23 protein-coding genes are annotated in these 22,228 nt (G+C 56.5%); 9 read left to right on the top strand and 14 right to left on the bottom strand.

Features of this window, described 5'->3' with window-relative positions:
* Nucleotides 1–97: 97 nt before the first annotated feature.
* The 9 genes from ACOTW6_RS18195 to ACOTW6_RS18155 form a co-directional block, all read right to left on the bottom strand.
* The gene (locus ACOTW6_RS18195) at nucleotides 98–1,282 is read right to left on the bottom strand and encodes an MFS transporter (RefSeq protein WP_017692795.1); all 1,185 of its coding nucleotides are present in this window, start codon (nucleotides 1,280–1,282) and stop codon (nucleotides 98–100) included.
* Between the two features lie 188 nt (nucleotides 1,283–1,470).
* Nucleotides 1,471–2,466, bottom strand: a complete 996-nt coding sequence (gene proX / locus ACOTW6_RS18190; protein ID WP_017382774.1) for a glycine betaine/L-proline ABC transporter substrate-binding protein ProX — start codon at nucleotides 2,464–2,466, stop codon at nucleotides 1,471–1,473.
* A 9-nt stretch (nucleotides 2,467–2,475) separates the two neighbouring features.
* Nucleotides 2,476–3,540 (bottom strand): glycine betaine/L-proline ABC transporter permease ProW, encoded by a 1,065-nt coding sequence (gene proW / locus ACOTW6_RS18185; RefSeq protein ID WP_015571659.1) that lies wholly within the window; start codon nucleotides 3,538–3,540, stop codon nucleotides 2,476–2,478.
* Nucleotides 3,533–4,735 (bottom strand): glycine betaine/L-proline ABC transporter ATP-binding protein ProV, encoded by a 1,203-nt coding sequence (gene proV / locus ACOTW6_RS18180; protein WP_022649131.1) that lies wholly within the window; start codon nucleotides 4,733–4,735, stop codon nucleotides 3,533–3,535. The genes proW and proV overlap by 8 nt, the downstream gene beginning before the upstream one ends.
* A gap of 333 nt (nucleotides 4,736–5,068) precedes the next feature.
* Complete coding sequence (gene nrdF, locus ACOTW6_RS18175) at nucleotides 5,069–6,028, bottom strand: class 1b ribonucleoside-diphosphate reductase subunit beta (RefSeq protein ID WP_062933554.1); 960 nt, start codon at nucleotides 6,026–6,028, stop codon at nucleotides 5,069–5,071.
* A gap of 9 nt (nucleotides 6,029–6,037) precedes the next feature.
* Entirely contained in the window at nucleotides 6,038–8,182 is a 2,145-nt protein-coding gene (nrdE, locus tag ACOTW6_RS18170; RefSeq protein ID WP_062933555.1) for a class 1b ribonucleoside-diphosphate reductase subunit alpha, read from the bottom strand.
* Nucleotides 8,155–8,565 (bottom strand): class Ib ribonucleoside-diphosphate reductase assembly flavoprotein NrdI, encoded by a 411-nt coding sequence (nrdI, locus tag ACOTW6_RS18165; RefSeq protein WP_015571656.1) that lies wholly within the window; start codon nucleotides 8,563–8,565, stop codon nucleotides 8,155–8,157. The genes nrdE and nrdI overlap by 28 nt, the downstream gene beginning before the upstream one ends.
* Entirely contained in the window at nucleotides 8,562–8,801 is a 240-nt protein-coding gene (gene nrdH, locus ACOTW6_RS18160) for a glutaredoxin-like protein NrdH (protein WP_017382770.1), read from the bottom strand. Before nrdH ends, nrdI begins: the two co-directional genes overlap by 4 nt.
* Before the next feature lie 243 nt (nucleotides 8,802–9,044).
* Nucleotides 9,045–9,371 (bottom strand): DUF883 domain-containing protein, encoded by a 327-nt coding sequence (locus ACOTW6_RS18155; RefSeq protein ID WP_017382769.1) that lies wholly within the window; start codon nucleotides 9,369–9,371, stop codon nucleotides 9,045–9,047.
* A 158-nt stretch (nucleotides 9,372–9,529) separates the two neighbouring features.
* On the opposite strand from ACOTW6_RS18155, the gene ACOTW6_RS18150 reads away from it, so the two are divergent.
* Nucleotides 9,530–9,874 carry a DUF2002 family protein gene (locus ACOTW6_RS18150; protein ID WP_006811693.1) on the top strand — a complete coding sequence of 115 codons (345 nt, stop codon included), beginning with the start codon at nucleotides 9,530–9,532 and terminating at the stop codon, nucleotides 9,872–9,874.
* Between the two features lie 32 nt (nucleotides 9,875–9,906).
* Here ACOTW6_RS18150 and alaE read toward each other — a convergent pair whose 3' ends face one another.
* Nucleotides 9,907–10,356 (bottom strand): L-alanine exporter AlaE, encoded by a 450-nt coding sequence (alaE, locus tag ACOTW6_RS18145; protein WP_015571653.1) that lies wholly within the window; start codon nucleotides 10,354–10,356, stop codon nucleotides 9,907–9,909.
* A gap of 496 nt (nucleotides 10,357–10,852) precedes the next feature.
* Between alaE and stpA the strand changes: the two genes are divergently transcribed.
* On the top strand, nucleotides 10,853–11,257 hold the full coding sequence (stpA, locus tag ACOTW6_RS18140; protein ID WP_022651717.1) for a DNA-binding protein StpA: 405 nt from the start codon (nucleotides 10,853–10,855) through the stop codon (nucleotides 11,255–11,257).
* Nucleotides 11,258–11,294: 37 nt separating this feature from the next.
* Here the strand turns inward: stpA and ACOTW6_RS18135 are convergent, their stop codons facing one another.
* Entirely contained in the window at nucleotides 11,295–11,474 is a 180-nt protein-coding gene (locus ACOTW6_RS18135; protein WP_015571651.1) for a hypothetical protein, read from the bottom strand.
* Nucleotides 11,475–11,557: 83 nt separating this feature from the next.
* Entirely contained in the window at nucleotides 11,558–12,076 is a 519-nt protein-coding gene (locus ACOTW6_RS18130; protein ID WP_062933556.1) for a rhodanese family protein, read from the bottom strand.
* A gap of 179 nt (nucleotides 12,077–12,255) precedes the next feature.
* Here ACOTW6_RS18130 and ACOTW6_RS18125 point away from each other — a divergent pair, with 179 nt between their 5' ends.
* Nucleotides 12,256–12,414 (top strand): YqaE/Pmp3 family membrane protein, encoded by a 159-nt coding sequence (locus tag ACOTW6_RS18125; protein WP_003862203.1) that lies wholly within the window; start codon nucleotides 12,256–12,258, stop codon nucleotides 12,412–12,414.
* Here the strand turns inward: ACOTW6_RS18125 and ACOTW6_RS18120 are convergent.
* Nucleotides 12,411–13,340 (bottom strand): LysR substrate-binding domain-containing protein, encoded by a 930-nt coding sequence (locus tag ACOTW6_RS18120; protein WP_015571650.1) that lies wholly within the window; start codon nucleotides 13,338–13,340, stop codon nucleotides 12,411–12,413. The genes ACOTW6_RS18125 and ACOTW6_RS18120 overlap by 4 nt on opposite strands.
* A 320-nt stretch (nucleotides 13,341–13,660) precedes the next feature.
* On the opposite strand from ACOTW6_RS18120, the gene ACOTW6_RS18115 reads away from it, so the two are divergent.
* The 6 genes from ACOTW6_RS18115 to ACOTW6_RS18090 all read left to right on the top strand — a co-directional run bounded on the left by ACOTW6_RS18115 (nucleotide 13,661) and on the right by ACOTW6_RS18090 (nucleotide 21,257).
* Complete coding sequence (locus tag ACOTW6_RS18115; RefSeq protein ID WP_045911570.1) at nucleotides 13,661–14,266, top strand: ankyrin repeat domain-containing protein; 606 nt, start codon at nucleotides 13,661–13,663, stop codon at nucleotides 14,264–14,266.
* Between the two features lie 108 nt (nucleotides 14,267–14,374).
* Nucleotides 14,375–15,916, top strand: coding sequence for an acyl-CoA synthetase FdrA (fdrA, locus tag ACOTW6_RS18110; protein WP_213789211.1), 1,542 nt, complete (start codon nucleotides 14,375–14,377; stop codon nucleotides 15,914–15,916).
* Nucleotides 15,916–17,331: a DUF1116 domain-containing protein gene (locus ACOTW6_RS18105; RefSeq protein WP_062933558.1), complete on the top strand. Its 1,416-nt coding sequence runs from the start codon at nucleotides 15,916–15,918 to the stop codon at nucleotides 17,329–17,331. Before fdrA ends, ACOTW6_RS18105 begins: the two co-directional genes overlap by 1 nt.
* An 11-nt stretch (nucleotides 17,332–17,342) precedes the next feature.
* Nucleotides 17,343–18,923, top strand: a complete 1,581-nt coding sequence (locus ACOTW6_RS18100; RefSeq protein ID WP_062933559.1) for a hypothetical protein — start codon at nucleotides 17,343–17,345, stop codon at nucleotides 18,921–18,923.
* On the top strand, nucleotides 18,920–19,876 hold the full coding sequence (locus tag ACOTW6_RS18095) for a carbamate kinase family protein (RefSeq protein ID WP_022651711.1): 957 nt from the start codon (nucleotides 18,920–18,922) through the stop codon (nucleotides 19,874–19,876). The genes ACOTW6_RS18100 and ACOTW6_RS18095 overlap by 4 nt, the downstream gene beginning before the upstream one ends.
* Nucleotide 19,877: 1 nt before the next feature.
* Entirely contained in the window at nucleotides 19,878–21,257 is a 1,380-nt protein-coding gene (locus ACOTW6_RS18090; RefSeq protein WP_213789210.1) for an amidohydrolase family protein, read from the top strand.
* A gap of 18 nt (nucleotides 21,258–21,275) precedes the next feature.
* Here ACOTW6_RS18090 and ACOTW6_RS18085 read toward each other — a convergent pair whose 3' ends face one another.
* Nucleotides 21,276–22,169: a LysR substrate-binding domain-containing protein gene (locus ACOTW6_RS18085; protein ID WP_421766275.1), complete on the bottom strand. Its 894-nt coding sequence runs from the start codon at nucleotides 22,167–22,169 to the stop codon at nucleotides 21,276–21,278.
* Nucleotides 22,170–22,228: the final 59 nt, after the last annotated feature.

The raw sequence follows: 22,228 nt of genomic DNA, 5'->3' as shown, positions 1-22,228 counted from the left end.
TGTCACCCACAGTAAAATTTCTGGGATAAATGATTACCGTTACCTTAACAGATGCAGGCCCCCTTTACACCCCAGGGGGCCCAAAGCAATGTAAAACTTAGTGAATTGCTTCCTGACGGTGATAGCCGCGCCACCATACCAGCAGATTTATCGCCGCGACGATGGCGCCGATGGCGCACACGCCCGTCCAGCCCGCATGCTGCCAGGCGGAGGCTGAGATGAGCGAGCCCGCCGCGCCGCCGATAAAGTAGCTGGTCATGTACCCGGCCGTCAGACGGTTACGGGCGTCCGGCTTCACCCGGTAAATCACGGTCTGGTTGGTGATGTGTACGCCCTGCACGGTGAGGTCGAGCACCAGAATACCGACAATCAGCGCCAGCACGGAGACGTGTCCGTACCAGATGGCCGCCCAGGAGAGCAGGAGTAAAACCAGCCCTGCGGAGGTGGTCATATGAGATTTACCTTTATCAGCCAGCCCACCCGCCGGGCGCGCGCCCAGTGCGCCAGCCGCGCCTGCCAGCCCGAACAGGCCAATCACGCCTTCTGAGTAGTTAAACGGCGGCGCGGCGAGCAGAAATGCCATCGACGTCCATAAGATGCTGAAGTTAGCGAAGGTAAGACACCCCAGAACGGCGCGCGTGCGCAGGAGTTTATCCCGGGTGAAGAGGCTGAAAACGGAGGCGAGGAGCTGCGGATAGTTCAGGTGATTTTCCTGCTTCACCTTTGGCAGGCCGCGCCACAGGGCCAGCGCCATGATAACCATCAGCACGCTCGCCACCCAGTAAACGGTGCGCCAGCCGCCGAGGCTCGCCAGCAGCCCGGCAACGGTTCGCGCCAGCAGGATGCCCAGCAGCAGGCCGCTCATGATAGTGCCGACCACTTTGCCGCGTTTTTCCGGGGAAGCCAGCGTCGCGGCGAGGGGAACCAGAATTTGCGCCACCACCGAGAACAGCCCCGTCAGCGCGGTGCCGATAATCATCATCGTTAACGACTGGCTGCTGGCGGTGATCAACATCCCGCCCGCCGCCAGCAGCGTCATGGAGACGATAAGCATCCGGCGCTCAAACATATCGCCTAATGGCACCAGGAAGAGCAGCCCGGCCGCATAGCCGAGCTGTGCGGCGGTGACAATAAACCCGGCGGAGCTGGCTGAAAGATCGAAGGCGCGTGCGATGGTGTCGAGCAGTGGTTGTGCGTAATAGTTGCTGGCGACGGCCAGACCCGTTGCCACGGACATTAAAAGGATGAGTGCGGGGCTAAGCCCTTGAGTTGTTTTTGTCATTAGTTTCAGGAATCGTGAGTTAAGTGATTATTTTTCCGGAAACATAATAACCAATGATGGTGAATGTTGGGGAATAGTTACGTGGTGGATTGTGCGGTTAAGCCCCTCACCCCGGCCCTCTCCCAAAGGGAGAGGGTGGTCATCGTCCCCTCTCCCCCTGGGAGAGGGTTAGGGTGAGGGAAAATGTTTTACTTCTGCGCCTCAAGCGCCTCTTTCACCCAGCCATCGAACTGCTGCTGGTGGGCTTTGATCCAGCCATCCACGTGGCCTTTGATATCAGCTTCGGATGATTTACCCGCGTGCATCATCGCGTTCTGGGCGTTAATGTCTGCCAGCGGCAGTTTCATCACCGAGAACAGCTTCGCCGCCGCCGGGTTTTTCTCGGCCCAGGCTTTGTTCGCCACAATATGCATGGTGTTCACCGGGAAGCCATAGTTCATGCCGTTTGGCAGTTTGGTGTCGATATCTTTCTGCTCGCCTGGCAGGGAGGAGAAGGGCACCTGCAACCACACCACGTCTTTGCCCGGCTTCAGCACGTCGCTCACCCAGTACGGCGTCCAGGTGTAGTAGATCACCGGCTTGCCTTCTTTAAAGCGGGCGATGGTGTCGGCCATCATCGCAGAGTAATTGCCGTGGCTCACGTCGACGGTCTTCGCCAGATCGAAGGCTTTGTTCTGGTGGTTAATCACCGCTTCACAGCCCCAGCCCGGCGAACAGCCCATCATGTCGGCTTTACCGTCACCGTTGGTATCAAACAGTTTTGCGATCTTCGGATCTTTCAGCTGTTCAATATTGGTGATGTGATATTTATCGGCGGTTTTCTTGTCGATCAGATATCCCTGCGCAGCGCCGGTCACAAAGGTGCCTTCGCGGTAGAATTTCTTGTCACCGCCTGCGGCGGCATACATGTCGTCGTGCAGCGGCTGCCAGTTCACGGCGGTAAAGGTGGCATCACCGGAGGCAATGGAGGTATAGCCCACGTTGTAATCCACTTCGCTGGCGGTATTCACCGTATAGCCCAGTTTCTCCAGCGCACGGCTGACAATCTGGGTCTGGAAGGACTCTTCCGAAATGGTGCTCTGCACCGGCTGCACGGTAATGCCTTTGCCCGGCAGGTCAGCGGCAACGGCGCTGGTGGAGACAAGGGTCGCAAACGCTGTGGCAAAAAGTACGTTATGTCGCATCGTTGTTCCTTATTTTGTAAATGGGCGGGTGAGTAACCCGACAGGGCCGGTGGTGTACCAGCGACGGTTGCCGCGACTACGTGAATCACGACCGACAGCCTGGGTCAGGCGGTCAAGAATGATGGCGAGGATCACAATCCCGACGCCGCCGACGGTCGCCAGCCCCATATCGAGACGGCCAATGCCGCGCAGTACCATCTGACCTAACCCGCCAACGGCAATCATCGAGGCGATCACCACCATCGACAGCGCCAGCATCAGCGTCTGGTTAACACCTGCCATAATGGTCGGCATCGCCAGCGGAAGCTGAACCTTAAACAGCATCTGACGCGGGCTGGCGCCGAACGAGCGCGATGCCTCTATCAGATCCGCAGGCACCTGGTTAATGCCCAGAATGGTCAGGCGAATAATCGGTGGCAGGGCGAAGATAATGGTCACGACCACCCCCGGTACGTTACCGATGCCGAACAGCATCACGATAGGCACCAGGTAAACGAACGCTGGCGTGGTCTGCATCGCATCCAGCAGCGGGCGGATAATCTTCGCGGCCCTGGGGCTGCGCGCCAGCCAGATCCCCATCGGCAGGCCGATCACCACGCAGAACAGCAGGGCGGTCAGCACCAGCGCCAGGGTGATCATCGCCTGAGACCACGCGCCAATCGCGCCGATGGCAATCAGGGAGATGAGCGTGGCGATCCCCATACCCGCGCTGCCGAACTGCCATGCGATCAGCGAGAACAGGATAATCGCCACCGGCGCGGGCATGCCCAGCATCAGCTGCTGGAAGCCGTTCAGGATGTAATCCACCGGGATGCGGATCCCCTGGAACACCGGACGGAAGTGGGTAACGACCCAGTCGATCCCCTCCGTTACCCAGCTATCCAGCGGGATCAGCGTCTTGTGGAACGGATCCATAATATTGAAATGCTCTGGGGCAGGCGCTGGTGCGCTGTTGAGCCAGTCTGCCGCGCCGCCGCCATCGGCAGGCGCAGGCGTCGACCCCCACGCATCGGCAGATTGCGCCGCGCTGTCCGCTGCTTCAGTGGTGCCCCATGGGTTTGATTGATCAGCCATTGTTTGTCCCCTCGCGATCTAAAGCCTGTAGCAGCATCCGTTTTGAGATGATGCCAACGTACTGTTGTTCTTCACCGACGACCGGCACGGCGCACGGCGCCTGACCCACGTGAGAGAGCAACTCGCTGAGCGGCGTTTCGGCGTCCACGGCAAGCGGAGCGTCAATCAACGCCGCATCGATTCCCTGGTTTTCGCTCAGGGCGGTTTTCAGAGAGTCAATGGAGACCACGCCGACAAATTTATTGCCGCGTTCAACCAGATAACCGTATTCACGGTCTTCGTCCTGCAACAGCTTCAGCGCGGAGCGCGGGCCAAAACCTGGCGTTTTACGAATAATGCCGTTTGGTGTTCGACGGGCAATATCTTTCGCACTGAATACGTGGCTAATATCCACGCCGCGGAAGAAGGTGCGCACATAATCATTCGCCGGATTATTGAGAATTTCATCCGGCGTACCGACCTGCACCACTTCACCATTTTGCATAATGGCGATACGGTCGCCAATACGCATGGCTTCATCCAGATCGTGAGAAATAAAAACAATGGTGCGCTGATGTTTGGCCTGTAATTTTACCAGTTCATCCTGCATCTCGGTGCGAATTAAGGGATCGAGCGCCGAGAAGGCTTCGTCCATTAATAAAATGTCCGGATTAATCGCTAATGCGCGCGCTAATCCCACACGCTGACGCATACCGCCGGAGAGTTCATCCGGATACGCATGAGCATAATTTTCCAGCCCGACCTGACGCAGTGCATCAAGGGCTTTTTCCTGACGTTCCTGAGCGGGCGTACCGGCTAACTCCATGCCAAAGGCGGTATTATCGAGTACCGTCATGTGCGGCATCAGTGCAAATGACTGAAATACCATCGCAATTTTCTTTCTGCGCACCTCGCGGAGTTCGGCGTCTGATATTCTGGCGATATCCACGCCGTCTATCAGCACCTGTCCGCGGGTGGGTTCAATCAGGCGATTGAGAAGGCGAACCATAGTGGATTTACCCGAACCGGATAATCCCATGATGACAAAAATCTCGCCTTCTTCAATGGCCAGACTGGCGTCTTTAACGCCAAGCGATAGCCCGGTTTTTTCCAGAATTTGCTCTTTCGAAAGGCCTTTCTCAATATATTTGAAAGCACGCTGCGGGTGCTCGCCAAATACTTTATAAAGATTTTTCACTTCTAATTTAATTGCCATGCAATAGAGAGTGTCCTGTTATTTGTTTATGTCGATATGATTACCATGGTAAATAGTTAACTGGCATTACCCTAACATACTCAGAATCTGAGACAACCCTGGTCCAGCCTGAGGGCGGAATTTTGCCGCAAGCGAAACGGCTGAATTTCCCATGAATAAAGGGCTGAGGGCGGTTTGAATTTTTCTCAATTTTTTGCTGTTGCATGGGGAAATTTCGCCTGAATCGGTGTGATTCAGGCGAATATGACGGGGAAATTACAGTGTAGTACGTCGTGGAATATTCGGCTGGAAATAATGAAATGCAGAGTTAATTAATGAACGTTAATTCATTCATTAAAAATCCCAGTCCTCGTCTTGCGTCTCCACCGCTTTACCCATCACGTACGACGAGCCGGACCCGGAAAAGAAGTCGTGGTTTTCATCAGCGTTGGGCGACAGCGCCGCGAGGATCGCCGGGTTCACCTCCGCCATGTCTGGTGGGAATAACGCTTCGTAGCCCAGGTTCATCAGCGCTTTGTTGGCGTTGTAGCAGAGGAAAGCTTTTACGTCCTCTTCCCAGCCCGTTCCGGCGTACAGCTCTTCGGTATAGCTCAGCTCGTTGTCATACAGATCCATCAGTAAATCGAGGGCAAAACCTTTGAGTTCCTCGCGTTTTTCCGCGCTGACTTTCTCCAGCCCTTTCTGATACTTATAGCCGATGTAATACCCGTGTACCGCTTCATCGCGGATGATGAGGCGAATCAAATCGGCGGTGTTGGTGAGCTTGCCCCGGCTCGACCAGTACATGGGCAGCCAGAAGCCGGAATAGAAGAGGAAAGATTCCAGGAACACGCTGGCGATCTTTTTCTTCAGCGGCTCGTCGGCCCGGTAATATCCCAGCACCAGATCTGCCTTGCGCTGCAATGACGCGCTCTCTTCACTCCAGGCGTAGGCGGCGTCCACGTCTCTGGTCTGGCACAGGGTGGAGAAAATCGAGCTGTAGGAGCGGGCATGCACCGCCTCCATAAAGCTGATATTCGACATTACCGCCTCTTCGTGCGGGGTTAGCGCATCACTCATCAGCGCGGGCGCACCCACGGTATTCTGAATGGTGTCCAGCAGCGTCAGGCCGGTAAAGACGCGGATTGTCAGCTGCTGCTCGGCATGGTTCAGGGTTTGCCAGGCCGGAATATCGTTGGAGAGCGGGACTTTTTCCGGCAGCCAGAAGTTGCTGGTCAGGCGGTTCCAGACCTCCAGGTCTTTATCATCCTGAATTTTGTTCCAGTTAACGGCGCTTACGCGTGACAGTTTCATCCTTTCTCCTTACAGCGCGCAGGACACGCAGCCTTCAATTTCGGTGCCTTCCAGCGCGAGCTGGCGCAGGCGAATGTAGTACAGCGTTTTGATGCCTTTCTTCCAGGCGTAGATCTGCGCTTTGTTGATATCCCGCGTGGTGGCGGTGTCCGGGAAGAAGAGCGTCAGCGACAGCCCCTGGTCCACATGTTTAGTCGCCTCGGCGTAGGTATCAATGATCTTTTCCGGGCCGATCTCATAGGCGTCCTGGTACAGCGCCAGATTCTCGTTGGTCATAAACGGGGCAGGGTAGTAGACGCGCCCGGTTTTGCCTTCTTTACGGATTTCAATCTTCGACACGATGGGGTGGATGCTCGACGTGGCGTGATTGATATAGGAAATGGAGCCGGTTGGCGGCACCGCCTGAAGGTTCTGGTTATAAATGCCGTAGCGCATCACCTCTTCACGCAGCTGTTGCCACATCTCACGCGTCGGCAGGGTGATGCCAGCGCGGTCGAACAGCGCGCGTACTTTTTCAGTTTTCGGCTGCCAGTCGCCTTCCAGATACTGGCTGAAATACTCTCCGCTGGCGTAGCGCGACTGCTCAAAGCCTGCGAACCGCTGGTGGCGTTCGCGCGCCAGCATCATCGAGGTATGCAGCGCATGCCAGGTGATGGTGTAGAAATAAAGGTTGGTGAAATCCAGCCCTTCCGGGCTGCCGTAGGCGATGCCCTCCCGCGCCAGATAGCCGTGCAGGTTCATCTGCCCAAGGCCGATGGCATGCGACGCGGCATTGCCCGCCTCAATGGACGGTACGCTGCGGATGTGGCTCATGTCCGATACCGCCGTCAGCCCGCGAATGGCGGTCTCTACCGTGCGGCCAAAATCGGGTGAATCCATGGTGTGGGCAATATTCAGCGACCCGAGGTTACAGGAGATATCCTTGCCCACGTCCGCGTAGTCGAGGTTTTCGTCGTAGCTGGACGCGCTGTTGACCTGCAAAATCTCCGAGCACAGATTGCTCATGTTGATGCGCCCGGCAATCGGGTTAGCGCGGTTCACCGTGTCCTCGTACATGATGTACGGATAGCCGGACTCAAACTGAATTTCAGCCAGCGTCTGGAAGAAATCGCGGGCGTTGATGGTTTTTTTGCGAATGCGATCGTCGGCCACCAGCTCGTCGTACAGCTCGCTTATCGCCACGTCGCCAAAGGCTTTGCCGTAAATCCGCTCAACGTCATACGGTGAGAAGAGCGCCATGTCGGCATTCTCTTTAGCCAGCTTAAACGTGATATCCGGGATCACCACGCCAAGCGACAGGGTTTTGATGCGGATCTTTTCGTCGGCATTTTCACGTTTGGTATCCAGAAAACGCAGAATGTCCGGGTGGTGCGCGTGCAGATAAACCGCGCCCGCGCCCTGACGTGCGCCAAGCTGGTTGGCGTATGAGAAGGCATCTTCCAGCATCTTCATCACCGGGATGACGCCGGAGGACTGGTTTTCGATGCGCTTAATCGGCGCGCCCGCCTCCCGCAGGTTCGAAAGCAGAAACGCCACGCCGCCGCCGCGTTTCGACAGCTGTAGCGCCGAATTCACCGCACGGCCAATCGACTCCATATTGTCTTCAATACGCAGCAGGAAGCAGGAGACCAGCTCACCGCGCTGGGCTTTCCCGCAGTTAAGGAACGTTGGCGTGGCGGGCTGGAAGCGGCCGGAGAGGATCTCCTCCATGAGTCTTTCGGCCAGCGCTTCATCGCCCTGCGCCAGCGTCAGCGCCACCATCACCACGCGATCTTCAAAGCTTTCTAAATAGCGTTTGCCGTCAAAGGTTTTCAGGGTGTAGCTGGTGTAATACTTCCACGCGCCGAGAAACGTCTGGAAGCGAAAACCGCTGGCGTGCGCCCGTTCAAACAATGCCACCACGAAGGCGCGGTCGTAGCGGGTCAGGACACGCTCTTCGTAATAACCCTCTTTTACCAGCCAGTCGAGACGTTCCTGCTGGCTGCCAAAGGCGACGCTGTTCGGGCGTACATGAGCGGCAAAAAAGGCGTCCACCGCCTCACGATCTTTGCCAAACTGAATGCGCCCCTCGCGGTCATAGAGGTTTAGCATGGCGTTTAATGCGTGGTAATCCGGCGTCGCCTGAATCACGCGTTCTGCGGTTGTCGTTGCCAAAATTCGTTCACTCCTTTACGCACGTTCTCTACGTCCTGCTGTGTCCCCATCAGTTCAAAACGATAGAGATACGGCACGCCGCATTTTTGAGAGATGACATCCCCGGCGCGGGCAAAGGCCTCGCCGAAGTTGCGATTGCCTGCCGCGATCACGCCGCGAATCAGCTGCCGGTTATGGGGATCGTTCAGAAAGCGGATCACCTGACGAGGCACCGCCCCCGCGGTGCCGCCACCGCCATAGCTGGGCACCACCAGAATATAGGGTTCGTCTACCTGAATACGCTCCCGCTCGTTCAGCGGAATGCGTATCGCGGGCAGCCCGAGACGCTCCATAAACCGAAGCGTGTTTTCCGAGCTGCTGGAAAAGTAGACCAGCGTGCTCATGCACTGACGCCCTGAGCGGCAAGGCGGTTGATCATGTCCGGACGAAAGCCAGACCAGCTGGTGTCGCCGGCAACCACAACCGGAAGCTGACGAAACCCCTGCGCCCGCAGGGTGTCTGCCGCGTCGGGCACCTGATCAATATTGACCATCTCAAATGCCACGCCGCGGCTCTCCATTGCCCGTTTCGTGGCGTGGCACTGAACACAATCATTACGAGTGTAAATAATAATGCTCATGATTCGTATTTCCATTTAGAATGAGAGGACGGCGCGAGTTAACGCGTCATGTTGTGTGTATCTTGCTAAAGGGAATACTAGATGTAGTTGCGATAAGTTTCAACCACACAAGATATGGGAAATACAGATTAATATGGCCCCAATGATGAGCCTGTCGGGGCAGGGCGGGCTGTGCGGGTTTTTCAGGCTTTCAGGCAAAGAAAAGCCCCGGCGCCTGAAGCTACCGGGGCTAAGAACGCGCGCTTACTTACGCAGGCTAAGCAGGGCGCCGACAAAAATCCCGACCGCCGCGACCGTTCCCAGCGTACAAAGCGGTTTTTCACGTACGAAGGTGGTGGCGCAGCTGGCCATGTCGCAGGCCGCCTGAGTGGTACGTGAGCGGCCATTCATCCTTGCCCGCGTTTCACGCAGCAGAGACTGAGCCTTACGTTTCGCGGCATCCGCTTCGTCCTTCGCGTCAGAGCCCCAGGATTTCAATACGGCTTCCAGCGTGTCCGCTAATTGGCTGACATCGTTACGAATATCCTGTGTGTCGTCATTAATATCGTTTCGGTTCGGTCTGTTAAACATACGATCCTCCATAATTTGTGTTCCCGTTTAGTTTAGTCCAGAAATGTAATATCTGAAGCGAGTCACGGCTTATCGGGCAGTTTATGGAATATTCTGAAAGCCCTGCTAATGCTGAATACTGTAAGGTTGCCGGGCAGGAATGATAATGAGGAAAAGATATGTATTTACGACCCGATGAGGTGGCGCGCGTTCTTGAAAAAGAAGGGTTCACCATGGATGAGGTAACATCAAAAGCGTACGGATATCGCCGTGGTGAGAATTATGTTTACGTCAACCGTGAAGCAAGAATGGGGCGTACTGCTCTCATTATTCACCCGACACTTAAAGACAGAAGCCTGTCATTTGCTGAGCCCGCCTCGGATATTAAAACCTGCGATCATTATCAGCAATTTCCGCTCTATTTAGGCGGCGAGACGCATGAACATTATGGTATTCCGCACGGTTTCAGCTCGCGTATGGCGCTGGAGCGGTTCCTGAAAGGACTGTTTGGCGACGTACAATAACTCTGCGACTGGCCTGAGCCAGTCGCCTTACCTTACGCTTTTGCCTGGCTATAAGGGCTGACTTTAAACAGGCGGCGGCAGTAGTCAAGAAAGTAACCGTACACCGCACCCATCAGCATGGATACCACGATATTTGAACTTACCGCAGCGGCGATTTGATGCCAGTCTGCGCCCACCGTCAGCAAAATAACCACATACACCGGGGACTGGAACGTTACGTAAGCCAGCACGTCCGCCAGGTTTTTTACCCAACCCGCCGGGCTAATACGCCGGGCTAAACGCATCACTGCATCGCGATACAGGCCGTACGGCCAGGCAATCATGATATTCACCGGAATGGCCACCAGGCGCGACGAGAGGGATTGCTCAAAGGACATTCCCGACAGGAAAATTTCAATCAGCATATTCACGACGGAACAGTAAACGACCATCGCGAACGTATCCGCTACCGCATGGCGCAGGCGAGACTGCGGTGAGAACATGTCTGAACTCCTCGAACAGGACAAAAAAGTGGCGTTTTACCTGCTGCCTTTAGTGCTTTAGGTTGGTTTGTTTTGAGTGTATAGCGTATCTCTCTGGCTTTTAACTAACAAGTAGTGATTAATTTTTATTTACAGGCGCTTTAGCCATAAAATTCTCTAAAATTGTGCGTTTTTTGCGCGCTTCGTTATTTTCTCTCCTCGAGCATATTTTAGTGAAATATATCAATGGATTAGTTTGTCTGTGTGCGTGTGAAACCTCTGTTGTGTGGGCGAGTGGAGGCGGTTTTTTGAACTGTTTTAAACAGGAGCTTGTGGTCAGGGGAAGGGCGGTATATTACACATTAAAACAGACATATATTTCGGGGTTATATTAACGGGATATTCTAAAACATTTACAATAATGTCAAAACGTCAGGGTGGGTAGATATCAGAACCAAAATCAATTATTCTGTTGCCTGATTTATGTTATACACACGAAGAAAGGTTTTTCATTATTATGGCTTTAACGTTACAGAATCTTAATAATATTCGTACCCTCCGGGCGCTGGCACGTGAATTATCCATGGATGTTCTGGAAGAAGTGCTGGAAAAATTCCGGATTGTCACTGAAGAAAAACGCAGCGAGCAGGCTGAATTAGAGCGTCAACGCGCTGAACAGCAGGATAAAATTAATGCTCTGCTGGAACTGATGAAAGCTGACGGTATTTCTCCGAGCGATCTGTTAGGCAGTGACCTGGCGCAGGCGGGTCAGCCGACGAAAAAACGTAAAGCGCGTGCGGCGAAATATCGTTTTATTGACGCGAACGGTGAAGAAAAAACCTGGACCGGCCAGGGGCGTACGCCAAAGCCAATTGCAACCGCACTGGCAAACGGTAAATCGCTGGACGATTTCCTGATCTGATGATTATTCGGGCGGTGTATTCCGCCCGATTATTGACTTAGCAGACGCCAAAGTCACCGTCTTCGGAGTACAGAACCACGTCCGCCGCTTTCAGGTGATATTTCTCGCCCTGCTCATTGCTGGCCTGCACAGCCACAATGTTTTCACCATTCACTTCGAGCACTTTCAGTTTCGGACCGCCCTGACGCGGTTGGACATAATCACCGACAGAAAACATAGCACCTCCTCATCATTGTCATGATCTTCACCATAGCCCACGTCCGGGGGCGGGGTACAGCCTAATCTTTCAGATACTCCTTATCAGGTACGTCGGTTCCACGGCATCACTTTCAGCAGTCGCGCCATACCGCAAAAACCTGTCACACCGGCGAACAACAGCCCGGCGCCCACAAAACCGCTCAGCAGGAAAAAGCCGCTGGAGACGCTGTAACCCAGCACTACGCCGCAGAGGATCAGCAGCCCGGCGGCGATCTGCACCTGACGCATCAGCGGAAGCGGCTGCGATCGATCTTCAACAGTCAGCAGCCCGGCCTGCTTCCAGCCCTGAATGCCTCCCTCAACCACAAAGGCGTTCGCAGGGGACGCTGCCTGCGCCAGACGAGCAGCATTGTTTGAGGTTCGTGCGCCGGACTGACAGTGGAAAATCACCGTTTCTCCCGGCGCTGCGTTAAGCCCGCCGGGTAACGAATCCAGCGGAATGGAGTGCGCCGCCGGAATATGCTCGCGGGCATACTCGTCGGGGTCGCGAATATCGATAAGTCTGGCGCCTTCAGCAATCAGCGCGTTTGCCTGCTGCGGCGAAATTAGAGGAAGAGACATTGTGTTTCCTTACGGTCAATTTCGGCACAGTAGAGCATTTAAGGCGGGGTTTAAGCCAGTGTAAAGAGGGTAAAGGCAGGTAAAAGCGCGAGAGACGCATGGCAGTTACCCGTAAACTGGCTACGCTTAGAGAAGTGTCTTTTATAATTTTCAATTGGTTAGCTTGCACGGAGTGTTTTATGGGTTTTTGGCGCGTTGTTTTTACGATTATTCTCCCGCCGCTGGGCGTGCTGCTTGGCAAGGGGCTGGGCTGGGCGTTTATTCTGAATATCCTTCTGACCATCCTGGGCTACTTCCCCGGTCTTATCCACGCATTTTGGGTTCAGACGAAGAGCTAGGTACGCCACAGTAAGTCACTGTAGATCCGGGTCAGCACGCCTTCCGGGCCAAACTGCTGTTTGATCCAGCGCGTGACCTGACCGGTCGCCGCATGCTGCGTGGCAAGCAGCATGCGCGAATCCTGACGTGGATTATTGATCCGCCGCGTTACCAGCAGCCCGTCCTCCACCGCCTCCCGCGTCATATATTCCGGCAAAAAGCCAATACCTTCCCCCAGGATCTGACACTGGCATTTCGTGTTGAAGTCCGGCACCAGAATCGCCTCCTGGCCGTGAAGCAGCCAGCCCACCTTCTTGTTGATGGTATGCGCGGTGTCTTCGACCATGATATTGGGATACAGACGCAGCTGACTTTCGGAAATGGGCTCCGGGGCGAACGCCAGCGGATGGGTGGGCGCGATGGCAAATACCCAGCGGATCGCGCCTATCTCGGTGTAATCAATGCCGCCGCCGTCCAGCAGCGTATCCGGCGCGCCAATGGCGATGTTGGCCTGATTATTAATGATGGAATCCCAGACGCCGTTATACACCTCGGTCGTCACTGTGATCTGGCAGGTGGGAAACTGTTTTTTCAGTACCTGGAGCAGACGCGCGGTATGGCGTGGCGTATACAAAAGCTGATTTATGCAGATGCGCACCCGCGTCTCAATGCCCTGAGAAATGGTATCAATCCCGCGCTTGATGGCATGAAAGTCATTCAGCAGGTCGGTCGCTTTACGATAAAAGTAAAAACCGGATTCTGTCAGCTCAATGCTGCGCGTGTTGCGTACAAACAGCACTACGTCCAGTCCGGTCTCCATGCGTTTGATGGTGTAACTGATGGCGGAGGTGGTCACGCCCAGCTCGGCAGCCGCTTTGCTGAAACTGCCAAAACGTGCCGCGGTGGTGAAGGCCAGCAAATTCTCTTCGGTAAAGATGGAATTCATATTATGGCTCCTGGTGACCATCAGTTTTGAACATATTTTAACAGCGGCGTTACATCATAGTTGATGTCGGTCACAGTTCTGGCTTTTTACGTAGGGCCGCGCTGTGTAAGGCTTTTTCAGCCATAAGGATAATGCAGCCTGAAGCGCGTAAACGCGGTAAAACATAAGAAAAAGGTTGCACAGACGCACGTTTCTGCCGGACCGTTGAATTTAACTCAACAATGAATTGCGTGTCGATGAATCATTTTTAAGCGGATTCTTTTATGACCAGGCTGTTGCTATTCTCAGGTCATCAGAAGTGAAACATAGGGAGTCTGAATATGTCTGCAACTGCACGGGTTACAGAATTTCTGCTGGCGGCAGAAGAGGGCAATATCGACGCGCTAAAAGCCTGCCTGGAGAAAGGCGTGGATATTAACGCAACCAACCGCCAGAAAAGAACCGCCATTATTATTGCCAGCCTGAAAAAGCATTACGCCTGTGTGGAGTTTTTAATTGCCGCCGGGGCGGATATTGATAAACAGGACCAGACCTGTTTTAACCCCTTCCTGATCGGCTGCCTGACCAATGATTTAACCCTGCTGCGTATTGTCCTTCCGGCGAATCCGGATCTCGACCGTCTGACGCGCTTTGGCGGCGTGGGCATTACCCCTGCCAGTGAAAAAGGGCACGTTGAAATCGTGCGTGAACTGCTGGAAAAAACCGACATCAACGTCAACCACACCAATTTTGTCGGCTGGACGCCGCTGCTGGAGGCCATCGTATTAAATGACGGCGGCGCAAAGCAGCAGGAAATTGTGAAGCTGCTGCTGGATCACGGCGCGAACCCGCACATGACCGATAAATACGGCAAAACCCCGCTCGAACTGGCGCGGGAAAAAGGCTTCAACGCGATCGCAGACCTGCTGCTGGCGGCAGGCGCATAGCGCATTCGGTCAGCCTTCCCCTGGCTGGCCGTTAATCAATAAACGCATTGTTACCGACGTGCATTTAGCACGACGGCGGCCCCCTTTTATCTTAAACAGGTGAAAATAATGCCAACCAAAATCGTCATAAAAAAGAATACGTATTTCGATTCGGTTTCCTTAATGTCGGTTTCCACCAAAGCCAATAAATTGCCGGGCGTCGAGCAGGCGTTTGTGGCGATGGCGACGGAAATGAACAAAGGCGTATTAAAAAACCTCGGGCTATTAACGCCGGAATTAGCGGACGCGAAAAACGGCGACCTGATGATCGTTATTAAAGGCGATGCGGCGAATGAGGAAACCCTCGGCGCCATTGAAGCGTTATTCACGCGTAAAGAGCGCACGGGCTCCCATGAAGCACGCTACGCGACGATTGCCAGCGCCAAAACCCATCGTCCGGACAGCAACCTTGCGGTGATTTCCGTCAACGGCACCTTCGCCGCACGGGAAGCGCGCCAGGCGCTGGAAAACGATCTTAACGTGATGCTGTTCTCCGATAACGTCTCGCTCGACGACGAGCTGGCGCTGAAGCAGCTGGCGCATGAAAAGGGTCTGCTGATGATGGGGCCAGACTGCGGCACCGCCATTATCAACGGTGCGGGGCTGTGCTTCGCCAACGCGGTGCGTCGCGGGCCGATTGGCATCGTTGGCGCCTCCGGCACCGGCAGCCAGGAGCTGAGCGTGCGCATTCATGAGTTCGGCGGCGGCGTGTCGCAGCTGATCGGCACCGGCGGACGCGATCTCAGCGAGAAGATCGGCGGCCTGATGATGCTCGATGCCATCGACATGCTGGAGGCGGACGACGCGACCCGGGTGATAGCGCTCATCTCCAAACCGCCTGCACCCGCGGTGGCAGAGAACGTGCTGGCCCGGGCACGCGCCTGCCGCAAGCCTGTGGTTGTGTGCTTTCTGGGCCGTAACGAACCGCCTGCCGATGAAGACGGTTTGCAGTTTGCTCGTGGCACCAAAGAGGCGGCCCTGAAAGCGGTGCTGCTTACCGGCATTAAAAAAGACACCCTGGATTTACATCCGCTCAACTGGCCGCTGATCGAAGAGGTACGCGCCCGCCTGACGCCGCAGCAGAAGTACATTCGCGGCCTGTTCTGCGGCGGCACCCTGTGCGACGAAGCGATGTTTGCCGCGCTGGAGAAGTTTGACGATGTTTACAGCAACATCCAGCCGGACCCGGCCAGGCGTCTGAAAGATATCAACGTCAGTCAGGCCCACACCTTCCTTGATTTCGGTGACGATGACTTCACCAACGGCAAACCACACCCGATGATCGACCCAACCAACCGCATCAGCCGCCTGCTACAGGAGGCGCGGGACCCGCAGGTGGGGGTAATCGTGATGGATTTCGTGCTCGGCTTTGGCGCGCACGACGATCCGGTGGGGGTGATGATCGAGGCGATCAAAGAGGCACAGGCGATCGCGAAAGCCGACAACCGTCCGCTGGAAATTCTCGGCTACGTGCTCGGCACCGATCAGGATCCGCAGTCGCTGGCGCAGCAGTGCCAGCTGCTGACTGACGCAGGCGTCATCTGGTCCAGCAGCAGCACCAATACCGGATTACTGGCACGCGAATTCATCTGCAAAGGGGAGAGAGCATAATGGCGACCTTATTCAACCAGCCGCTGAACGTGATTAACGTCGGGATTGCGATGTTCAGCGACGACCTCAAAAAACAGCACGTTCCCGTGACCCAGCTCGACTGGACGCCGCCGGGGCAGGGCAATATGCAGGTAGTGGACGCGCTCGACCAGCTGGCGGAAAAACCGCTGGCGGAGAAAATCGCCGCCGCGAACAAAATTGCCCTGGAGCGGATTATTCAGTCCCATCCGGTGCTGGTGGGCTATGACCAGGCGATCAACGTGGTGCCGGGCATGACCCGCACGACCATTCTGCACGCCGGTCCGCCTGTTACCTGGGAAAACATGTGCGGGGCGATGAAAGGCGCGGTTACCGGCGCGCTGGTGTTTGAAGGGCTGGCGACGGATCTGGAGGACGCGGCAAGGCTGGCGGCATCAGGCGACATCACCTTCTCGCCGTGCCACGAGCACGACTGCGTGGGCTCCATGGCGGGCGTTACCTCCGCGTCGATGTTTATGCACATCGTTGAGAACAAAACTTACGGCAACCGCGCCTTCACCAACCTCAGCGAGCAGATGGCGAAGATCCTGCGCATGGGGGCCAACGACCAGAGCGTCATCGAGCGCCTGAACTGGATGCGCGACGTGCTCGGCCCGATGCTGCGCGAGGCGATGAAGATTATCGGCGAAATCGACCTGCGCCTGATGCTGGCCCAGGCGCTGCACATGGGCGACGAGTGCCACAACCGCAACAACGCGGGCACTACGCTGCTTATTCAGGCGCTGACGCCGGGGCTGATCCAGGCGGGCTATCCGGTGGCGCAGCAGCGTGAGGTGTTCGAGTTTGTCGCCAGCAGCGACTACTTCTCCGGCCCGACGTGGATGGCAATGTGTAAAGCCGCGCTGGATGCCGCCCACGGCATTGAGTACAGCACCGTCGTCACCACCATGGCGCGCAACGGCTACGAGTTCGGCCTGCGCGTTTCCGGCCTGCCGGGGCAGTGGTTCACCGGCCCGGCGCAGCAGGTGATCGGCCCGATGTTCGCGGGCTATAAGCCGGAAGACTCCGGGCTGGATATCGGCGACAGCGCGATTACCGAAACCTACGGCATCGGCGGCTTTGCGATGGCGACGGCCCCGGCCATCGTGGCGCTGGTGGGCGGCACGGTGGAGGAAGCCATCGATTTCTCCCGCCAGATGCGCGAAATCACCCTCGGCGAAAACCCGAACGTCACCATTCCACTGCTCTCGTTTATGGGCATCCCGACCGCCATCGACATCACGAAGGTCGCGGGCAGCGGCATTCTGCCGGTCATTAATACCGCCATTGCCCACAAGGACGCCGGGATCGGCATGATTGGGGCGGGCATCGTTCACCCGCCGTTTAGCTGTTTTGAAAAGGCGCTGTTAACCTTCCGCGATCGCTACGTTCTATAAGGTATGCATCCATGAAAAACATGAAACTGGAGTGGAAAAGAGGTGACTGGGCAGCTTATTTCGGGTTGATGACCAACAACCTGACCAATTTGCTGACCATGATGGGGTTGCTCATTTTTGTCGTCGGCATCCCGAAGGAGATTGTTTATGGACGCATCGCGCCAGCCTTCGGGCTGGCGGTGCTGGTGGCGAGTCTTTGCTATACGTGGTTTGGCCTGCAAATGGCGCGCGCCACCGGACGAACGGACGTCACCGCGCTGCCGTCCGGCCCGAGCGCGCCGTCGATTTTTACCGTGACCTTCCTGGTCTTAATGCCGGTTTACCAGCAAACCGGCGATGCGGATTTCGCGATTCAGATTGGCCTGGTGTGGTGCTTTGTGGAAGCGATGATCCTCGCGGGCGGCTCGTTCCTGGGTGAGACCATCCGCAAGATGATCCCGCGTACCGTGCTGCTGTCGTGCCTGTCCGGTCTTGGCCTGCTGCTGCTGGCGATGAACCCGATGTTGCAGGCGTTCGAAGCGCCGACCGTGTCGTTTATCGTCCTGCTGCTGATCTTCATTAACTGGTTCGGTAAAAAGCCGATTTTCGCCCGTATCCCGACCGGCCTGCTGCTGTTAATTGCCGGTACTCTGCTTGCGTGGATCTCCGGCCTGCAAAGCCCGGATGCCATTAAAGCGTCCATGTCATCCTTCGGCTTTAACCCGCCGGAGGTGCACGTGGACAGCTTCATGCAGGGGCTGCCGCACGCGCTGCCGTATCTGGCGTCCGCCGTACCGCTGGGGCTGGCGAACTACATCTTTGACCTGGAGAACATCGAAAGCGCCCACGCGGCGGGGGATGAATACCCGACCCGCAAGGTAATGCTGGCGAACGGTCTGGCCTCGATGCTCGGCTGCCTGATGGGCAATCCGTTCCCGGTCACGGTCTACGTCGGCCATCCTGGCTGGAAAGCGATGGGCGCCAGCATCGGCTACACCCTGGCGTCCGGCGTGACCATGTTCATCGTGCCGCTGTTCGGGCTGGGAGCCTTTATGCTCGCCATCATACCAATGACCGCCATCGTGCCGATTCTGGTCTTTATCGGCGTCGTCACCGCCAACCAGGTGGTGAGGGAAACGCCGAAAGTGGAGGTGCCCGTCATCTTTATCTGCCTGTTCCCGTGGATCGCTAACTGGGCGCTGACCATGATGAACAGCGTGATGAGCGCGGCGGGAACCAGCGCGGCGAAAATTGGCACCGACGTGCTGCACAGCAAAGGGATCTACTATGAGGGGCTGATGCACCTCGGCAACGGTGCGCCGCTCGCCAGCATGCTCTGGGGCTGTATCGCTATCTTCGCCATCATTAACAAACCGCTGCGCGGGGCCGTCGCCACCGTAGGAGGCGCGCTGCTGGCGCTGTTTGGCGTGATCCACGCGCCGGTGGTGGGCTTTGCCGAGGGCAGTTCCCTGTTGTTCGTTACGGCCTACCTGATGATGGGCGGGATGTTTGTGGTGAAGCATGTGCTGGATACCTCTGTTAATCCCCCTCTCCCTGTGGCAGAGGGCCGGGGTGAGGGCACCAGAACGCACCTTCTAAAGGAAACAAAATGAAAGAGCTTATGGTCGTCGCCATCGGCGGCAACAGCATTATCAAAGACAACGCCAGCCAGTCGATTGAGCATCAGGCGCAGGCGGTCAAAGCGGTGGCTGAGTCGGTGCTCGAAATGCTGGCCTCGGACTATGACATCGTGCTCACCCACGGCAACGGCCCGCAGGTGGGGCTGGATCTGCGCCGCGCCGAAATCGCCCACGAGCGGGAAGGGCTGCCGCTGACCCCGCTGGCAAACTGCGTGGCGGATACCCAGGGCGGGATCGGCTACCTGATCCAGCAGGCGCTCAACAACCGCCTGGCGGCGCGCGGGGAACAAAAAGCGGTCACGGTCGTCACCCAGGTGGAGGTGGATAAAAACGATCCTGGCTTTACGCACCCGACGAAGCCCATCGGCGCGTTCTTCAGTGAGGCGCAGCGCGACGAACTGCAACTCGCGCACCCGGACTGGCATTTTGTTGAGGATTCAGGCCGGGGCTATCGCCGCGTGGTGGCTTCACCGCAGCCGCGGCGCATCGTTGAGGCGGATGCCATCAAGGCGCTGACGCAGAAAGGATTTGTGGTGATCGGCGCGGGCGGCGGAGGCATTCCTGTGGTGCGCAGTGAACAGGGCGATTACCAGAGCGTGGACGCGGTGATAGATAAAGATCTCTCCACCGCGCTGCTGGCGCGCGAGATCCGCGCCGACGTGCTGGTGATCACCACCGGCGTGGAGAAAGTGTGCGTTAACTTCGGCAAGCCAAACCAGCAGGCGCTGGACACCGTCAACGTGGCGCAGATGACGCGCTACATGGATGAAGGCCACTTCCCGGCGGGCAGCATGTTGCCCAAAATCGTCGCCTCGCTGGAATTTTTACGCCATGGCGGCAGGCGCGTGATCATTACCTCGCCGGACTGCCTGCCCGCGGCGCTGCGCGGGGAAACGGGTACCCACATTATTAACGAAGGAAGATAAGATGAGTGAAAATAAAAGCCGCCGCGAGTTTATCAGCCAGAGCGGCAAAATGGTTACCGCCTGTGCGCTGTTTGGCGCCACGGGTTCCGTCGCGTATGCTGCCGATTCTGCAAAGGCAACCTGCGAGACGGGTAAACCGATGAACATCACCGCAAAACATTACTATCTCGACAACGTGCTGCTGGAAGCCGGGTTTAACTTCGACGGCAGCGTGGCGACAAGCACCCGCACCGAGCTGAAAACGCTGGAAATCAAAGACGGGAAAATCGTCGCCCTGCGCGACAACAACAGCCACGCGGACGCGACCCTGCCGCACTTCGACGCGGGCAAAAAGCTGATGCTCCCGGCGATGCGCGACATGCACATCCATCTGGACAAAACCTTCTACGGCGGCCCGTGGCGCTCCCTGAACCGTCCGGCGGGCACTACCATACAGGACATGATCCGCCTGGAGCAGAAGCTGCTGCCGGAGTTACAGCCCTACACGCAAGAACGCGCCGAAAAGCTGATCGACCTGCTCCAGTCCAAAGGGTCCACCATCGCCCGCAGCCACTGCAACATAGAGCCGGTTTCCGGCCTGAAAAACCTGGAAAATTTGCAGGCGGTACTGGCGCGCCGAAGCCCAGGTTTTGACTGTGAAATCGTTGCCTTCCCGCAGCACGGCCTGCTGCTGTCTCATTCTGAAAAGCTGATGCGCGAGGCGATGCAGGCGGGGGCGCACTACGTGGGCGGGCTGGACCCGACCAACGTCGACGGCGCGATGGAGAAATCCCTCAACACCATGTTCCAGATTGCGCTGGATTATGACAAAGGGGTGGATATCCATCTGCATGAAACCAGCCCGGCGGGCGTGGCGGCGGTGAACTACATGGTAGAAACCGTGGAGAAAACGCCTGCGCTGAAGGGGAAGCTGACCATCAGCCACGCCTTCGCCCTGGCGACGCTTAACGAGCAAGAGGTGGATGAGATCGCCACCCGCATGGCGGCGCAGCAGGTGACCATCGCCTCCACCGTGCCGATTGGCACTCTGCACATGCCGCTGAAGCAGTTGCGTGATAAAGGCGTGTTTGTCATGACCGGTACCGACAGCGTGATCGACCACTGGTCACCGTACGGTCTGGGGGACATGCTGGAGAAAGCTAATCTGTACGCCCAGCTCTATATTCGCCCGAACGAGCAGACGCTCTCGCGCGCGCTGGGCATCGCCACCGGCGACGTGCTGCCGCTGAACGATAAAGGTGAACGCGTGTGGCCGAAAGCGCAGGACGACGCCAGCTTTGTGCTGGTAGACGCCTCCTGTTCCGCCGAGGCCGTGGCGCGTATTTCACCGCGCACTGCGACGTTCCATAAGGGCAACCTCGTCTGGGGCACGGTCGCCTGACGCCACGCTGGGGTATCGCTACAGGTGATACCCCGACAATCGCAACTCCCGGTCGATCCACTCGACGAACTGCTGGATCTTCCACGCGCGTTCGTTCATGTGCGGCATTACCAGATGGTGCGCGTTGATGGCGATACCCATTTCATCCGGCAGTACCTGCACCAGCGAACCATCCTTCAGGTGATCGGTCGCCATCATTTTGCTCTCAAGAATAAAGCCCAGCCCCATACGCGCTGCTTCAAAGCTCATGTAGGAGCGATCGAAACTGAGGCTGAAGTTGAGCCACGGCCTGTCGATATTGTGCCAGGCGAACCATTTTTCCCAGTTCACCAGGGTGCTGGTTGAGGAGATGAGCGACTGTTGCAGCAGATCGGCTGGCGTGCTGATCGGATGTTTTTCCACATAAGTGGGCGAGGCCAATACGACCAGCGTGTCATTTTTAATGGTCATCACACGGTATGCATCCCAGTCCGGTATGCCGTGGCGGATATCAATATCAATATTGTCTCTGGCGAATTGCAGGTTTTCATAGGAGCAGGTGAGATTGATGGTGATATCGGGATATTCGTCGCGGAACTTGCCCAGACGGCGCAACAGCCATGACAAGCCAAAGGTGGGCGAGGAGTGCACGCGAAGTACGGCAGTATCTTTCTCTTTGACAATCTGATCGGTGGCACGCCCAATGGCGCTCATTGCCGCTGAAACTTCTCGCAGATACTTTTCTCCCGTCGGGGTTAACTGAACCCCTTTACCGCTGCGGATAAATAATTTTTTGCCCATCCACGATTCCAGGGACGCGATCTGATGACTCACCGCGGAGGGGGTGACGTTGAGTTGTTCGGCCGCCTGATGGATGCTCAGGGCGTTAGGGAAGGTGCGAATAAGCGGGGAAATTCTTCTCGGCTGACTCAGTCATTTCATTTCTTCATGTTTGAGCCGATTTTTTCTCCCGTAAATGCCTTGAATCAGCC

The organism is Enterobacter cloacae complex sp. IR5403, from assembly GCF_049238705.1.
Taxonomy (GTDB): domain Bacteria; phylum Pseudomonadota; class Gammaproteobacteria; order Enterobacterales; family Enterobacteriaceae; genus Enterobacter; species Enterobacter hormaechei_C.
This window is presented reverse-complemented; position numbering and strand designations above follow the sequence as displayed.

What these genes read in the sequence shown, in the direction of transcription:
- ACOTW6_RS18150 (WP_006811693.1), top strand. Translation starts at nt 9,530, where the DNA reads ATGTATTTACGACCCGATGAGGTGGCGCGCGTTCTTGAAAAAGAAGGG.
- ACOTW6_RS18115 (WP_045911570.1), top strand. Translation starts at nt 13,661, where the DNA reads ATGTCTGCAACTGCACGGGTTACAGAATTTCTGCTGGCGGCAGAAGAG.
- ACOTW6_RS18125 (WP_003862203.1), top strand. Translation starts at nt 12,256, where the DNA reads ATGGGTTTTTGGCGCGTTGTTTTTACGATTATTCTCCCGCCGCTGGGC.
- ACOTW6_RS18095 (WP_022651711.1), top strand. Translation starts at nt 18,920, where the DNA reads ATGAAAGAGCTTATGGTCGTCGCCATCGGCGGCAACAGCATTATCAAA.
- proX (WP_017382774.1), bottom strand. Translation starts at nt 2,466, where the DNA reads ATGCGACATAACGTACTTTTTGCCACAGCGTTTGCGACCCTTGTCTCC.
- ACOTW6_RS18090 (WP_213789210.1), top strand. Translation starts at nt 19,878, where the DNA reads ATGAGTGAAAATAAAAGCCGCCGCGAGTTTATCAGCCAGAGCGGCAAA.
- ACOTW6_RS18105 (WP_062933558.1), top strand. Translation starts at nt 15,916, where the DNA reads ATGGCGACCTTATTCAACCAGCCGCTGAACGTGATTAACGTCGGGATT.
- ACOTW6_RS18130 (WP_062933556.1), bottom strand. Translation starts at nt 12,076, where the DNA reads ATGTCTCTTCCTCTAATTTCGCCGCAGCAGGCAAACGCGCTGATTGCT.
- nrdH (WP_017382770.1), bottom strand. Translation starts at nt 8,801, where the DNA reads ATGAGCATTATTATTTACACTCGTAATGATTGTGTTCAGTGCCACGCC.
- proW (WP_015571659.1), bottom strand. Translation starts at nt 3,540, where the DNA reads ATGGCTGATCAATCAAACCCATGGGGCACCACTGAAGCAGCGGACAGC.
- nrdI (WP_015571656.1), bottom strand. Translation starts at nt 8,565, where the DNA reads ATGAGCACGCTGGTCTACTTTTCCAGCAGCTCGGAAAACACGCTTCGG.
- nrdF (WP_062933554.1), bottom strand. Translation starts at nt 6,028, where the DNA reads ATGAAACTGTCACGCGTAAGCGCCGTTAACTGGAACAAAATTCAGGAT.
- ACOTW6_RS18120 (WP_015571650.1), bottom strand. Translation starts at nt 13,340, where the DNA reads ATGAATTCCATCTTTACCGAAGAGAATTTGCTGGCCTTCACCACCGCG.
- ACOTW6_RS18195 (WP_017692795.1), bottom strand. Translation starts at nt 1,282, where the DNA reads ATGACAAAAACAACTCAAGGGCTTAGCCCCGCACTCATCCTTTTAATG.
- proV (WP_022649131.1), bottom strand. Translation starts at nt 4,735, where the DNA reads ATGGCAATTAAATTAGAAGTGAAAAATCTTTATAAAGTATTTGGCGAG.
- ACOTW6_RS18100 (WP_062933559.1), top strand. Translation starts at nt 17,343, where the DNA reads ATGAAAAACATGAAACTGGAGTGGAAAAGAGGTGACTGGGCAGCTTAT.
- alaE (WP_015571653.1), bottom strand. Translation starts at nt 10,356, where the DNA reads ATGTTCTCACCGCAGTCTCGCCTGCGCCATGCGGTAGCGGATACGTTC.
- ACOTW6_RS18135 (WP_015571651.1), bottom strand. Translation starts at nt 11,474, where the DNA reads ATGTTTTCTGTCGGTGATTATGTCCAACCGCGTCAGGGCGGTCCGAAA.
- ACOTW6_RS18155 (WP_017382769.1), bottom strand. Translation starts at nt 9,371, where the DNA reads ATGTTTAACAGACCGAACCGAAACGATATTAATGACGACACACAGGAT.
- fdrA (WP_213789211.1), top strand. Translation starts at nt 14,375, where the DNA reads ATGCCAACCAAAATCGTCATAAAAAAGAATACGTATTTCGATTCGGTT.
- stpA (WP_022651717.1), top strand. Translation starts at nt 10,853, where the DNA reads ATGGCTTTAACGTTACAGAATCTTAATAATATTCGTACCCTCCGGGCG.